The sequence below is a fragment of the Arthrobacter sp. CAN_A1 genome, from assembly GCF_015751665.1.
Lineage (GTDB): Bacteria > Actinomycetota > Actinomycetes > Actinomycetales > Micrococcaceae > Arthrobacter_D.
In genome coordinates, this window is the sequence record NZ_JADOUR010000010.1 from 25,014 (window position 1) to 38,579 (window position 13,566).

General features: G+C 63.9%; 13 protein-coding genes. 7 read left to right on the top strand and 6 right to left on the bottom strand.

Annotation, left to right across the window (positions count from 1 at the left end):
- Positions 1-89 precede the first annotated feature (89 nt).
- Both IWX62_RS11810 and IWX62_RS11815 read right to left on the bottom strand, forming a co-directional pair.
- Positions 90-347, bottom strand: a complete 258-nt coding sequence (locus IWX62_RS11810) for a mycoredoxin (RefSeq protein ID WP_196841619.1) — start codon at positions 345-347, stop codon at positions 90-92.
- A 188-nt stretch (positions 348-535) separates the two neighbouring features.
- Positions 536-973, bottom strand: a complete 438-nt coding sequence (locus tag IWX62_RS11815; RefSeq protein WP_196841620.1) for a VOC family protein — start codon at positions 971-973, stop codon at positions 536-538.
- Positions 974-1,101: 128 nt separating this feature from the next.
- Here IWX62_RS11815 and thrS point away from each other — a divergent pair, with 128 nt between their 5' ends.
- The 6 genes from thrS (at position 1,102) to IWX62_RS11845 (ending at position 7,376) form a co-directional block, all read left to right on the top strand.
- Positions 1,102-3,117 carry a threonine--tRNA ligase gene (gene thrS / locus IWX62_RS11820; RefSeq protein ID WP_196841621.1) on the top strand — a complete coding sequence of 672 codons (2,016 nt, stop codon included), beginning with the start codon at positions 1,102-1,104 and terminating at the stop codon, positions 3,115-3,117.
- A 5-nt stretch (positions 3,118-3,122) separates the two neighbouring features.
- Complete coding sequence (locus tag IWX62_RS11825) at positions 3,123-3,746, top strand: HIT family protein (protein WP_196841622.1); 624 nt, start codon at positions 3,123-3,125, stop codon at positions 3,744-3,746.
- Entirely contained in the window at positions 3,736-4,356 is a 621-nt protein-coding gene (gene pgsA / locus IWX62_RS11830) for a phosphatidylinositol phosphate synthase (RefSeq protein ID WP_196841705.1), read from the top strand. The genes IWX62_RS11825 and pgsA overlap by 11 nt, the downstream gene beginning before the upstream one ends.
- A gap of 67 nt (positions 4,357-4,423) precedes the next feature.
- Complete coding sequence (gene pdxS / locus IWX62_RS11835) at positions 4,424-5,338, top strand: pyridoxal 5'-phosphate synthase lyase subunit PdxS (RefSeq protein WP_196841623.1); 915 nt, start codon at positions 4,424-4,426, stop codon at positions 5,336-5,338.
- Positions 5,339-5,536: 198 nt separating this feature from the next.
- Positions 5,537-6,799 (top strand): CapA family protein, encoded by a 1,263-nt coding sequence (locus tag IWX62_RS11840; RefSeq protein ID WP_196841624.1) that lies wholly within the window; start codon positions 5,537-5,539, stop codon positions 6,797-6,799.
- 100 nt (positions 6,800-6,899) lie between these two features.
- The gene (locus IWX62_RS11845) at positions 6,900-7,376 is read left to right on the top strand and encodes a DUF4262 domain-containing protein (protein WP_196841625.1); all 477 of its coding nucleotides are present in this window, start codon (positions 6,900-6,902) and stop codon (positions 7,374-7,376) included.
- 41 nt (positions 7,377-7,417) lie between these two features.
- On the opposite strand, the gene IWX62_RS11850 is transcribed toward IWX62_RS11845, so the two are convergent.
- Together IWX62_RS11850 and IWX62_RS11855 are read right to left on the bottom strand one after the other, a co-directional pair.
- Complete coding sequence (locus IWX62_RS11850) at positions 7,418-8,131, bottom strand: GNAT family N-acetyltransferase (protein ID WP_196841626.1); 714 nt, start codon at positions 8,129-8,131, stop codon at positions 7,418-7,420.
- Positions 8,132-8,137: 6 nt separating this feature from the next.
- Positions 8,138-10,147, bottom strand: a complete 2,010-nt coding sequence (locus tag IWX62_RS11855) for a M3 family metallopeptidase (RefSeq protein ID WP_196841627.1) — start codon at positions 10,145-10,147, stop codon at positions 8,138-8,140.
- Positions 10,148-10,253: 106 nt separating this feature from the next.
- Between IWX62_RS11855 and IWX62_RS11860 the strand changes: the two genes are divergently transcribed.
- Positions 10,254-11,555, top strand: a complete 1,302-nt coding sequence (locus IWX62_RS11860; RefSeq protein ID WP_333483388.1) for a CapA family protein — start codon at positions 10,254-10,256, stop codon at positions 11,553-11,555.
- Positions 11,556-11,571: 16 nt separating this feature from the next.
- On the opposite strand, the gene IWX62_RS11865 is transcribed toward IWX62_RS11860, so the two are convergent.
- Both IWX62_RS11865 and IWX62_RS11870 read right to left on the bottom strand, forming a co-directional pair.
- Positions 11,572-12,294, bottom strand: a complete 723-nt coding sequence (locus IWX62_RS11865; RefSeq protein ID WP_196841628.1) for a type 1 glutamine amidotransferase — start codon at positions 12,292-12,294, stop codon at positions 11,572-11,574.
- The gene (locus IWX62_RS11870; protein WP_196841629.1) at positions 12,294-13,565 is read right to left on the bottom strand and encodes a Mur ligase family protein; all 1,272 of its coding nucleotides are present in this window, start codon (positions 13,563-13,565) and stop codon (positions 12,294-12,296) included. The genes IWX62_RS11865 and IWX62_RS11870 overlap by 1 nt, the downstream gene beginning before the upstream one ends.
- Between the last annotated feature and the right edge of the window lies 1 nt (position 13,566).

Genomic DNA, 13,566 nt, shown 5'->3' on the forward strand with positions numbered 1-13,566 from the left:
CAGCGACAAGTGATCACAGCACACGGCACGGCAAAGACTCGCGTAAGCCTGGTCCGAAGACAGGGACTACCCGGCTGAAGAATGCAGGGCTAGCTACCCAAACGAGCCATGACGTCCGACACCGACGGGTTGGTAGCTGCGGTGCCGTCGGGGAACAGCACCGTCGGGACCGTCTGGTTACCACCGTTGAGGGACTCCACCAGTGCAGCGGTGCCCTCCACCTCTTCGATGTTGATCTCGGTGTAGCCGACCCCCTTGGCATCGAGTTGCTTCTTCAGCCGGCGGCAGTAGCCGCACCAACTTGTCGAAAACATGGTGATTGTGCCGGCATCGGGGGTGAAGTCCACGGTGCTCCTTCTTGACTTGATAGCTTGAATTGATGGAAGCGCTGGGAAGCGCTCACTCAGACTTGGTGGTACATAGTCTTCAACACGCGTGACTGCCGTTAGATTCCTGAGCTGAGCTCGGGTCCTGCAGCCTGGCCGGAGCTTCTGGTCGGACAATAACTGTGATCAGACCATTTCGCGCAGACTGATCAGACGATTTCCCGCAACGACACAGTGCCGTCCTCGGTAACAACCAGTCCCGGATTGTGGCAGACCTCCCAATGGAATCCGTCCGGATCGGCGAAGTATCCCGAGTAGCCGCCCCAGCTCATCGCTGTCCCTTCGGCAATCAATTCAGCACCGGCGTTCACCACGGTCTGAAGGATCACATCCACCTCATCGGGAGAATCCACGTTGTGCCCCAGGGTGAGTGGCGGAGCAATCGGACCATGCCCGATGTTCCCCGCCTCGGCGGCCAGATGGTCCCCTCGGAAGAGAGACAGCACCAAACCATGGCCGACCTGGAAGAACGCCACTTCGTCAGGAACGTAGACCAACGGCTCCCAGCCAAGAGCTTGAGCGTAGAACCTGTAGGACGTATCAAGGTTGCGGACGCCCAGCGTAATGACTGTGACCTGAGGTTTCATGGGTTGATCCTACTGATACTTTGGCGCTTCAGCGCCGGCGCGCGCTGACCGGGTTGTTGGTCGCGTCCAAGCACAACGGATACCATCAGAGAGTTAACCCGCCACACCACCTTAGCTAGGAGACCACTGTGTCAGCGCCCTCCCTTATCACCCTCCTCGTCGACGGCGAAGAGCACCAGGTGACTACGGGCACAACCGGCGTTGACCTGTTCGCCGAACGTCGCGACGTCGTCGTCGTCCGGGTGGACGGTGAACTGGTTGATCTCGACCAGCCGATCCCGGCAGGTGCCCGCGTTGAGCCCATCACCATCAGTTCGACTGAAGGCCTGGAAGTGCTGCGCCATTCCACTGCCCACGTGATGGCACAGGCGGTCCAGCAGTTGCGCCCCGATGCCAAGCTCGGCATCGGCCCGTACATCACCGACGGCTTCTATTTCGACTTCGACGTCGAAACCCCCTTCACCCCCGAAGATCTCAAGCAGCTCGAAAAAATGATGCTGAAGATCGTCAACAATAACCAGTTGTTTGTCCGCCGGGTCGCCACCGACGCCGAGGCCCGCGAGGCGATGGCCAATGAGCCTTACAAGCTGGAACTGATCGGCCTTAAGGGCGGGGCGGGTGACATCTCCGACGACGACGGCGCCTCCGTCGAAGTGGGTGCCGGCGAGCTGACCATCTACGACAACATTGACCGTAAAACCGGCGACGTGGTCTGGAAGGATCTGTGCCGTGGGCCGCACCTGCCCAACACCAAACTGATCTCCAATGCCTACGCCCTGACCCGCTCTGCCGCCGCGTACTGGCGAGGCAGCGAAAAGAACCAGCAGCTGCAGCGTATCTACGGAACCGCCTGGCCTACCAAGGACGAGCTGAAGGCCTACCAGGAACGCATCGCCGAAGCTGAGCGTCGCGACCACCGCAAACTCGGCACCGAACTGGACCTGTTTTCCTTCCCCGACGAGCTGGGTTCCGGCCTGCCCGTGTTCCACCCGAAGGGTGGCATCATCAGGAAGGCGATGGAGGACTACTCCCGGCAGCGCCACGTCGACGCTGGCTACGAGTTTGTGTACACCCCCCACATCACCAAGGGCCACCTGTACGAGGTGTCCGGCCACCTGGACTGGTACCGGGATGGCATGTTCCCGGCCATGCACGTCGATGAAGAACTCAACGAGGACGGCACCGTGCGCAAGCCGGGCCAGGATTACTACCTCAAGCCGATGAACTGCCCCATGCACAACCTGATCTTCAAATCGCGGGGCCGGTCGTACCGCGAACTGCCGCTGCGCATGTTCGAGTTCGGATCCGTGTACCGGTACGAAAAGTCGGGAGTGGTGCATGGGCTGACCCGCGTCCGCGGCATGACCCAGGACGACGCCCACATCTACTGCACCCGCGAGCAAATGAAGGACGAGCTCACCGAGACTCTCAACTTCGTGCTCGGACTGCTCAAGGACTACGGTCTGGACGACTTCTACCTTGAACTGTCCACCAAGAATCCCGAAAAGTCGGTTGGCTCGGACGAGATCTGGGACGAAGCCACCCGGACCCTCGCCGAGGTGGGCGAAGCCTCAGGCCTCGAACTGCGTCCCGATCCAGGCGGAGCCGCGTTCTACGGTCCCAAGATTTCGGTCCAGGCCCGCGACGCGATCGGCCGTACCTGGCAGATGTCCACCATCCAGTTGGACTTCAACCTGCCGGAGCGGTTCGAACTCGAGTACCAGGCCGCCGACGGCACCCGGCAACGCCCGGTGATGATCCACCGCGCCCTGTTCGGCTCCATCGAACGGTTCATGGGTGTGCTCACCGAGCACTACGCCGGGGCGTTCCCGGCCTGGCTGGCGCCGGTCCAGGTTCTGGCCATCCCCGTGGCGGAAGCGTTCAACGAGTACCTGTTCGACGTCGTCGACAAGTTGAAGGCCGAAGGAATCCGTGCCCAGGTAGACATCGGCACCGACCGTTTCCCGAAGAAGATCCGCACTGCGAGCAAGGAGAAGGTCCCCTTCGTGCTGATCGCCGGCGGAGACGACCAGGACGCCGGAGCCGTGTCCTTCAGGTTCCGCGACGGCAGCCAGGACAACCAGGTGCCCATCGATGAGGCAGTGCGGCGCATTGTCGAGGCCGTCCGGAATCGGGACAAGTAAAACGTATGGAGAGTGCTACGGGGGCTGACGGGAAACACGCTGATGGGCGTTATCCCGGCGACGACGGTGTGACCGATGACTTCGAGATCGCCGGCGTTCCGGATGCCTTCCAGCGGCTGTGGACTCCCCACCGGTTGGCATACATCAAGGGCGGACAGTCCCAGTTCAAGGACAAGAACGACTGTCCGTTCTGCGTCGCTCCGTCCCGCAGCGACGAGGAATCACTGATTGTGCACCGGGGGACCCACGCCTTTGTGATCCTCAACCTTTTCCCCTACAACCCGGGGCACCTGCTGGTCTGCCCCTACCGGCACGTACCCGACTACACCGACGTTGACGCCCGTGAGACGGTCGAGATCGCCGAACTCACCCAGACGGCGATGCGGGTACTGCGGGACGTAGCCAAACCGACGGGCTTCAATCTCGGCATGAACCAGGGCGTCACCGGTGGAGCAGGCATTGCTGCGCACCTGCACCAGCATGTGGTGCCGCGCTGGGGCGGGGACGGTAACTTCCTGCCGATTATCGCCCAAACCAAGGCAATCACCCAGACCCTCGACGAGGTGCGGACCCAGATGGCGACCGCCTGGCCGCAGACCTCACAGGCCGGTGATGCAGGTGCTCAATAAGTACGCACGCAGCTTCTTTACCAGGCTTTTCAGCCCGATCGCCAAGCTTCTGCTTAGAGGGGGCGTCTCACCGGACGCGGTGACCATCGTCGGAACCCTGGGTGTGGCGGTTGGCGCCCTGGTCTTCTACCCGATGGGCGAACTCTTCTGGGGCACGGTCTTCATCACCTTCTTCGTGTTCTCCGACCTGATCGACGGCATCATGGCCCGCATCAAGGGGGCCAGCGGCACCTGGGGGAACTTCCTCGACTCGACTTTGGACCGGGTTGCCGACGGCGCCCTGTTCGCCGGGGTAGCGATCTGGTTCTTCGGCGGCGGAGACAACACTCCCATCGCTATCGCTGCGCTGGCCTGTCTGGTGCTGGGCATGCTGGTCTCCTACGCCCGCGCGAAAGCTGAGTCGCTGGGGTTCACGGCAAATGTCGGCATCGCCGAACGCGCCGAACGGCTCGTGTCCGTCCTGGTGGTGACCGGTCTGACCGGGTTGGGACTGCCCCAGGTGTTCCTGCTGACGGTCCTGGTCCTGTTGGCCCTGGCCAGCACCGCAACAGTGGTGCAACGCGTTGTCGCGGTCCACAAACAAGCCATGGCATCCAGCGGCACCCACTAGCGGCAAAACCCGTCCACCTGCGGGCGTATTATTAATTGTTATCTTTTACCTAACTTAGGGGCGAATTGTGTCCACCGTTGAAGAAACTTCGACAACCGCGCCCGTGACCGGCAGCAGCCGGGTCAAGCGGGGCATGGCTGAAATGCTCAAGGGCGGCGTCATCATGGACGTGGTCACTGCGGAGCAGGCACGCATCGCTGAAGACGCGGGCGCCGTCGCCGTCATGGCGCTCGAGCGTGTACCCGCCGACATCCGCGCGCAGGGTGGCGTGTCCCGGATGAGCGATCCCGACATGATTGACAGCATCATTGCAGCTGTCTCCATTCCGGTGATGGCCAAGGCCAGGATCGGTCACTTCGTAGAGGCGCAGGTTCTGCAGTCCCTCGGCGTCGATTACATCGACGAGTCCGAGGTACTGACCCCAGCCGACTACGCCAACCACATCGACAAGTGGAAGTTCACCGTTCCCTTCGTCTGCGGTGCAACCAACCTGGGCGAGGCGCTGCGTCGCCTCAACGAGGGTGCCGCGATGATCCGGTCCAAAGGCGAGGCCGGCACCGGCGACGTCTCGAACGCCACCATGCACATGCGGAAGATCCGGTCGGAGATCCTGCGGCTGTCATCGATGGCCGAGGACGAACTGTACGTTGCAGCCAAAGAGCTGCAGGCACCGTTTGACCTGGTCAAGGAAGTAGCGCGGACCGGCAAGCTCCCCGTCGTACTCTTCACCGCCGGCGGTATTGCCACCCCGTCCGATGCAGCAATGATGATGCAGCTCGGAGCAGACGGCGTGTTTGTTGGCTCCGGTATCTTCAAGTCGGGCAACCCGGCGGAACGCGCAGCAGCCATCGTGAAGGCGACCACCTTCCACGACGATCCCGACATGATCGCCAAGGTCTCCCGAGGCCTCGGCGAAGCCATGGTGGGCATCAACGTCGACGAAATCCCTGAGCCTCACCGCCTCGCCGAGCGCGGCTGGTAAGTTCGCAGCACCCCAGGAGAAACGCACAGGCAACCTCTTAACGGCGGTTGCCTGTGCATTTCATCATCCGGGCATGCTCGAAACGGCTGCAACTGTGTTTCTGATCTGCTCCGTCTCCGACACCAACGGGGGGCGCGCAACGTAGAACCTGGAATGGGCTCATCACCGCCGGACACACCCTGCGGCTACACTGTCCACATGGTGCAGCCGTCCCGCACAACCCGGTCGCGATTACTCCCGGGTTTGCTGTCGATGATGTCATCACTGGTCATTGTGGCGTGCTCAGCGGCTCCTCATTCTCCCGACCGGTCTGAGGGCTCTGACTCAGCGCCGTCAGCACCAGCGACGGTGACCGCGTCCGCCGTCCCGTCGCCGCCTGCTGAATCCGGACCCACCGGGGAAACCGATCCGGACTGCCCAGGTGGCGCATGCGCCACGGTGGTGATGACGGGGGACCTGCTGCTTCATGGCGCATTGTGGGACCAGGCAGCTTTGGACGCAGAAGTACCCGGTGAGCTTGATTTCAGGCCCATGCTTGCGGCCCAGAAAGAGTATGTTGCGCCAAGCGATCTGGCGATCTGCCACCTGGAAACTCCTGTTGCATCGCCGGATGGACCATTCTCCACTTATCCTGCGTTCAATGTCCCTCCCCAAATCCTGACGGCGGTCAAAGACACCGGCTATGACGCCTGCACGACAGCGAGCAATCACACCCTTGATGCAGGAACCACTGGGCTCAACCGGACCCTTGACGCGCTGGATGCCGCCGGACTAGGGCACACCGGTTCCTACAAGACATCTGCCGACGCTGCCGATATCTTGATCGCCCCCGCCGGTGCTGCCGCGGTAGCACTGGTCACCGGCACCTACGCATTGAATGGATTGGTTCCGGAGCAGCCCTGGCAGGTGGACACGCTGGACACCGCCGTAATGATTGGCAAGGCACGGCAGGCGCGTGCGCAGGGCGCCGAGATTGTCATCGGTGCAGTCCATGCAGGTGATGAGTACGCCGATTACGCCAACAACCAGCAACAGTCAGTAGCCCATGCCCTGGTGGACAGCGGGGAATTTGACCTGATCTACGGTCACCACAGCCATTCAGTTCTGCCCATTGAAAAATACCGGGACACCTGGATTATCTATGGTCTGGGTAACACCATAGCCGCACACGCAACACCTGATATTCGCAATACCGAGGGCCTGATGGTGCGGGCCCGCTTCAGCCGGGACGACGACGGCGAAAGCTGGGACGTTTCGGAACTCGCCTGGCTGCCCGCTACGTGGAACGGGCCGGAGCACCGTTGGTGCCCGGTGTCCATCGCTGCGCTGGAGAAGATATCCCGGACGGGTGTGGTGTGCGTTTCTCCAGAGGCAGACGCCGCCAGCCGCGCCAGAACCATGACTGTTGTGGAATCCATGGGAGCGGCGGCAGACGGTGCGGTCGAATGGCCGGAGCCCTGAACCGAGAATGTCAGTGGTCGGGTCCAGACTCATCACACCAGGTAATTCCGCCGGGTAATTTCACCAGGGAGTGATCACCATGTGCAATCAATGCGGGGGGATGTCCAAGCGTCAGCTGGTCGAGAAAACCAGGCTCAACATAGTCAGGCACGGCTGGGAGGCCATCATCGTGGAAGGTGACTTCACCCAGCCCGCTATCGGCTACACGGTTGGTCTCACCGAACTGCGCCATCCCGAAATTCTGGTCGCTGGCCGGGACGAGCAGGAAACCTACGGGTTGCTCTCGGAAATGGCCTCGATGGTGGTTGGCCACGGTCATATCCTTGAACCAGGCACGGAGTTACGGCTTCGACAGCGGAGGATCCACCTCGCGCCGCTCGAGAGTCCCCGGGGTATTCTCCTCATTGGACATTCTGTGTACGGTACGAAACTTCGGGCGCTCCAGGCGGTGTGGGCGGATGATTCGGACCATCTGCCCTGGGAGCAGGATGTCCCTGACTCCCTGACGCAACCCGTCTGGGGAACACCTTCCGAGGCGGCCCGCGCCCGCGGATGGGAGAGCGTCAACACGGGTTGACGGCGGGTTTGCCCCAGCTGGCCCGTGTGTCCAATCCGTTTCTAGGTGAGCCGCAGCCAGTAGGTCTGCCCTCTACCGATCAGCTCGAAGCCGCGCTTCGCGTACAGCTCATAGCCCTGCGGTGTGGCGTTCAACGCCAGATGCTCCGCGCCCGACGCGGCAGCAGCCGCGGAAAGCCTGCTGAGCAGTGCAGTCCCCAGGCCGCGCCGCTGATACTCCGGCAGCACCTCCATGTTGAAGATCCCGCCCAACCCTTTAAGGCCGGAAACGCCTGACGGGTAGAACGAATACCCGGCGCCGACAACGCTGCCATCCAACCGCGCCTCCGCATGCCACGCCTGACGGGGCTGGGACCGCACCACACGCAGCTCCTGCGCCAGGGGACCTCCATATTCGGGGACCTCGGTCGATAAGGAGATGCCGGCGGCGTCGTACGCTGATGGCTCCTCCACCGGAGCGGCCATCCACCAGGGCTGCCAGCCGGGGCTGAACCCCAGCCCCGTTAGCTGAGACCCTTTCACTCCGCCGCCAAGCCACGCGCCTACGCTCTGCGCGCCCAGCCGGACGCCCTCCGCCAGGGCGGGCCGGATCCCGGCGGGGGAAATCTCCTGCGGGAAGAGCAGAATCAGTTCGCGGCGCGCCGGCAGCCACACCCAGTCGGACCCGTGGGTCGTGAAGGTGCGGCCGCCGGTGGCCGAGGACACCGCCGCAAACCAGGATCGTTGCAGGCGCTGGCACGCCGCGATGGTCACCATGGTGGCCTAGGCCAGCCCGCGGCGGGTGAGCAGGGGATCGATCAGGGCGTCGCGGCCACGGAAGTTGCGGAACGCCTGCAGGGGATCAATGCTGTTGCCGCGGGAGAGCAGCTCGGTCCTAAAGTGGTCGCCGTTCTCGCGGGTCAACCCACCGGACGCCTTGAACCACTCAACGGTGTCAGCGTCCAGCACTTCACTCCAGATATACGCGTAATACGCCGCCGAGTACCCGCCAGCGAAAATGTGCTTGAAGTAGCCGGTACGGTAGCGCGGCGGGACGGGGGAGAAGTCCAGCCCTGCGGCAGCGAGTGCCTCCCGTTCGAACGCCGCTGGGTCGGCCACCGTGGTTCCCGACGGGAGGGCATGCCAGGCGAGGTCCAGCAGCGCGGCACCGAGGTACTCGGTGGTGGCGAATCCCTCACCCCAGGTCTGGGCTGCGAGCAGCTTGTCGATGGTCTCGGTGGGGAGCGCCTCGCCGGTCTGGTAGTGCTTGGCGTAGTTGGCCACCACCTCGGGCCACAGGATCCACATCTCGTTCACCTGTGACGGGTACTCCACGAAGTCCCGAGGCACACTGGTCCCCGAGAACGTGGGGTACGTGACCGAGGAGAACAGCCCGTGCAGCGCGTGTCCGAACTCGTGGAAGGTGGTCACCACCTGATCGAAGGTCAGCAGGGTCGGCTCGCCCGCCGGCGGCTTGGGGACGTTCAGGTTATTGACGACGACGGCGCGGGTCCCGTTCAAGCCTGACTGCTCCACGAAGGAGTTCATCCAGGCCCCACCGTTCTTGGTGTCCCGGGTGTAGTAGTCGCCGAGGAACAGCCCCAGCCCTTCGCCGTCGGCGTCCTTGACCTCCCAGACCCGCACCTCGGGGTGGTAACCCTCAAGATCGTCCCGCTCGGTGAAGGTCAGCCCATACAACCGGTTGGCGGCGAAGAAGATCCCGTCCTGCAGCACCCGCTCCAGTTCGAAGTACTGACGCAGCGACGCGAGGTCGACGTCGAACTTGGAGGTGCGAACCTGCTCCGAGTAGTAGGCCCAGTCCCAGGCCTCGATCGGGTGGCCAGCAGCGGCCTCCAGCTCGGCCGCTTCGGCCCGAGCGTTGCGGACTGCCGCCGGTGCGAGCTGCCCCAGCATCCGGTGGATGGCGTCGAGCGAGGGTGCTGTCTGGTCATCGGTGGCTGCGGCAGCGTGGCTGTCGAAGCCAAGGAGGGCCGCCCGTTCGGCCCGCAGCTCGGCCATCCGGGCCGCAATGCCCAGGGTGTTGAACTCGTTGTCGGTGAAGCCCCGGTTGACCGACGCCTCGTAGAGCCGCTGGCGGGTGGCGCGGTTGGTCAGGGTCTCCAACGCCGGCTGAGCGGTCGGCAGGATCAGGGTGAGCAGGTATTTGCCCGGCTGACCGGCCGACTCGGCCGCCGCGGCAGCCGAGCCGATGTCATCGGCTGACATGCCAGCCAGTTCATCGGCAGTATCAACGAGGAGGGCTGAACGGTTCGTGTCCTTCAGGAGCCGCTGCTGGAAATCGGTGCTCAGCTGGGACAGCTCGGTGTTCAACTCCCGCAGCCGGCCCTGGGCTTCGTGGTCCAGCTGGGCACCTGCCCGGATGAACCGTTTGACGTATTCCTCGGCCAGGCGGGTTGCCTCAGCGTCCAGGCCGTCAGCCGATACCGCGTTGACCCGCTCGAAGAGCGCCCGGTTCAGGAAAATGTTGTCTTCGTGGGCTGCGTACCGGGGGGCAACTTCGGTCTCCAGCTTCTGAATCGCTGGGGTGGAATGGGAAGAAGAGCTGTTGTAGAAGGCCAGTGCCACCCGGCGCAGGGTGTCTCCGGCGCGTTCCAGGGCGACAATCGTGTTGTCGAAGTCCGCTGGCTCCCGCGAGGAGACGATGGCGTCGATCTCCCCGAGATGCTCGGCGAAGCCCGTTTCGAAGGCCGGCAGATAGTGGTCGTCCTTGATCAGCCCGAAGGGGGGGAGCTGATACGGCAGGGTACTGGGTGCAAGGAAGGGGTTGCTCATAACCACTAACCCTTACACACCGGGGACCCGCTCTCCAGCACGCGGCATACCCCGGCGGTGACGCGGCGGGGCCTATCATGGGGTACGTCCGTTGAAGGAGTCTGCTGTGGCAGCAAGGCTGAACAGGGTGGCAGCGATGGCGCTGGCCTTCGGGATTCTGTGCGGCTGCTCAGGAGGGGAGGGCGGCACGCCCACCGCAGGAGAAGGAACGACGGCGTCGGCCACCGTGTCCGGCCCTGCGACGAGCGATCCAACTGGGCCAGCCGAATCAACCGAACCAGCTCCTGCGCCCGAAGCGATCCCCGAACCGACCCCTGAACCGACCCCCGAACCGATCCCTGGCGAAGGGCCACCGTGTGCGGCGGACCGTTGCTTCACTGTGGCAGCCACCGGCGACCTCCTGGTTCACCCGGGTCTCTGGGAACAGGCAGCTGCGGACGCGCAGGTCAACCCCGCCACCTCCGATCCCGTCGCAGCCTTCGACTTCGAGCCCCTGCTGGCCAGGCAACGTGACTACCTTGATCACAGCGATCTGGGACTCTGTCATATGGAAACCCCGGTGGCGGTGCCCGAAGGACCATTCACCGGGTATCCCCAGTTCAATGTGCCGCCGCAGATCCTCGACGCCGCCAAAGCCGTCGGCTACGACGCGTGCACCACGGCAAGCAACCACACCATCGACGCCGGCACTGAGGGGTTGGTCAGAACACTGGACGTCCTCGACGGCCTTGGTCTTGAGTACACCGGTTCCTACGCCGACGAGGCATCATCCCGGGAGGTGTTGATCCTCGAGACCCCTGCCGCACGGGTGGCGGTCATCGGGGCCACCTACGGTCTCAACGGGCTGATCCCCGAGCAGCCCTGGCAGGTGGACCTGATCGACGCCAACGTGATGATCGCCAAAGCACGGCAGGCCAGGGACGAGGGGGCCGACGTCGTCATTGCCGCCCTGCACGCCGGGGAGGAGTATGCGTCGGTGCCCAACGCACAACAGGTCGGGGTGGCCCATGCCCTGGCCGACAGCGGGGAGGTCGACTTCATTTACGGCCACCACACCCACTCGGTGCTCCCGCTCGAGAAGTACAACGGCACCTGGATTGTCTACGGCCTCGGCAACGGGGTCAGCGAGCTCTCACTGGTGCATGCCGTCAACAACGAAGGGCTGATGATCAGGGCCCAGTTCGCGCACGTGGACGGCGACTGGAGTGTCAGCGATCTGGCCTGGGTGCCGTCGATTATCGTCAGCGACCCGTACCGCTGGTGCCCGCTCGCGCCGGACCAGGCGCCCGGCACCTGCACCTCACCCGAGCGGGAGGCCGAAGTGAGTTCCCGCATCCGGGCAACGGTCGACACCTATGGGGCGGTCGACGACGGCGCCCACCTCTGGGATCTCGCCGCCGACAGGTGACGCCGGCGGGCTGGCGTTAGCGTGGACGCGCTCCGGCGTGGCGGCGGGCGAGGTCAGCGAGACTGTCATCGAGGACGCCCGGCTCGAAGAACCCGAACTTCCGTTCCGCGGCCTTCCGGAGCAGGAAATCGGCAATTGCCGGGTTCTTCGGCAGCAGCGACCCATGCAGGTAGCTCGCGACGACGTTCAGATGGCGGGCACCCTCATGGCCGTCCTGGGAGTTGTTGCCAGCACCCTTGGTGACCGTGCCCAGCGGCCTGACACCGGGTCCCAGCCGGGTCTGTCCGCTGTGGTTCTCATACCCGTGGATCTCACCGAACTCTTCGCTGTCAGCCACCACGTTGCCGATGAGACGCTCGTTGGTGCCGTGGGTTTCGAGGTCGAGGATCCCGATGCCGGGGATGACCGTCCCGTCGTGGGTCTTGAAGAACTTGCCGAACAGCTGGTATAGCCCGCAGATGACCAGCATGGGCAGTCCATCCTCGGCGAGTTCCCTCAGTCTCGGCGCGATGGCCTGCAGATCCTCCTGGATGACCAGCTGCCCACTGTCCTGCCCACCGCCGCCGATAATCAGGTCAACGTCCGCCGGGAACTCGTCCCCGGCGGAATGCTCGAGGATGTAGGCGGTGTACCCGTGCCAGGCGAGCCGCTGCTTCAGCACCAGGACGTTGCCCCAGTCGCCGTAGATGTTCATTTCCCTGGGGTAGAGCTGCAGGATGTTCAGCGTGCCTTTGGACATCAGGAAACCACCTCGACGGTTGTGATCTTGGAGAGGTCGCGCCGGACAGCGAGCATGGCCGTATAGGTACAGAAAATGCGTTTGGGCTGGTCCGTTGTCGCGCTGATGAAGGATCGCAGCGCCGCAGTGGTATCGGGTTCGACGGCGCGCACCTCAACGTCGTCGTACTTCAGCCGCAGGGCCATGTCGTAGGCGCGGACCCCGCTCACCATGTCGACGCCAGCGAGCCCGAGGGAATCGAAGTCGACGTCCCAGAGCCAGGACATGTCACGGCCGTCGGCGTAGTTGTCGTTGATGGCGATCATCGTGGCGTAGCCGGCGGCGTCGAACGACTTCAGCCCCAACCGGAACCCACTGGGGTTCTTCACCAGCACCAGTTCCAGCGGTTTGCCGTCTACCACCAGCGACTCGCCGCGTCCGAAGGCCGGTTCCACGGTCGCGAGTGACGCGAACAGCGCCGCACGGTTGATGGTGTCACCGAGGACCACCCTGGCGGTGGCCAGCGCTGCCGCCGCGTTGAAAATGTTGTAGACGCCGCGCAGCCGCAGGTCGACGCTGGTCGACTCGCCGTCGGTCAGGAACGACGCCGAGTTCCCGTCGACGTGCTCCAGGATGACGTCGGCAGGAATGCTCGACGGGGGAGCCACGCCGATATCGCCGCGCAGCTCGTCGTCGTTGGGGAAGGTGCTGCGCAGCGAGGAGTCAAGACCGAAGTAGGCGATCTCCGCGTGACGCACCGTTGCGGCAATCCCTGCCACCCGGGGGTCCTCACGGTTCAGCACCACGGTGCCGGTGGTTTTCGCGGCGATCTGCTCCAGCAGGCGCGTGGTCTGGTCAATCTCGCCGAACCGGTCCAGCTGGTCGCGGAGGACGTTCAACAGCAGGCTGTGGGTGGGCGGGACCAGTTTCACGAAGTGGACGGCGTGCGCCTCATCCAGTTCCAGGACGGCAATGTCGGCTTTGAGCCTGCCCCGCCAGTTCACCTCGCCCAAGAGGGCGGCGGCCACGCCGCGGGTGAAGTTGCTGCCGGTGCGGTTGGTGAAGACCGTCAGGCCCTGACCCTGCAGCAGTTCGACCACCATCTTGGTGGTGGTGGTTTTCCCGTTGGTGCCGCTGATCACCACCACGCCATGCGGCAGGCCGGTGAGCGCCCGTCCCATGAAACCTGGATCAATTTTTTCGACGACGAGGCCCGGCAAGGCCGAGCCTCCGCCGCGCAGCCGCGAGACGCGACGCACGGCCTTGCCGACCAGCACACTAAAGGGAAACATG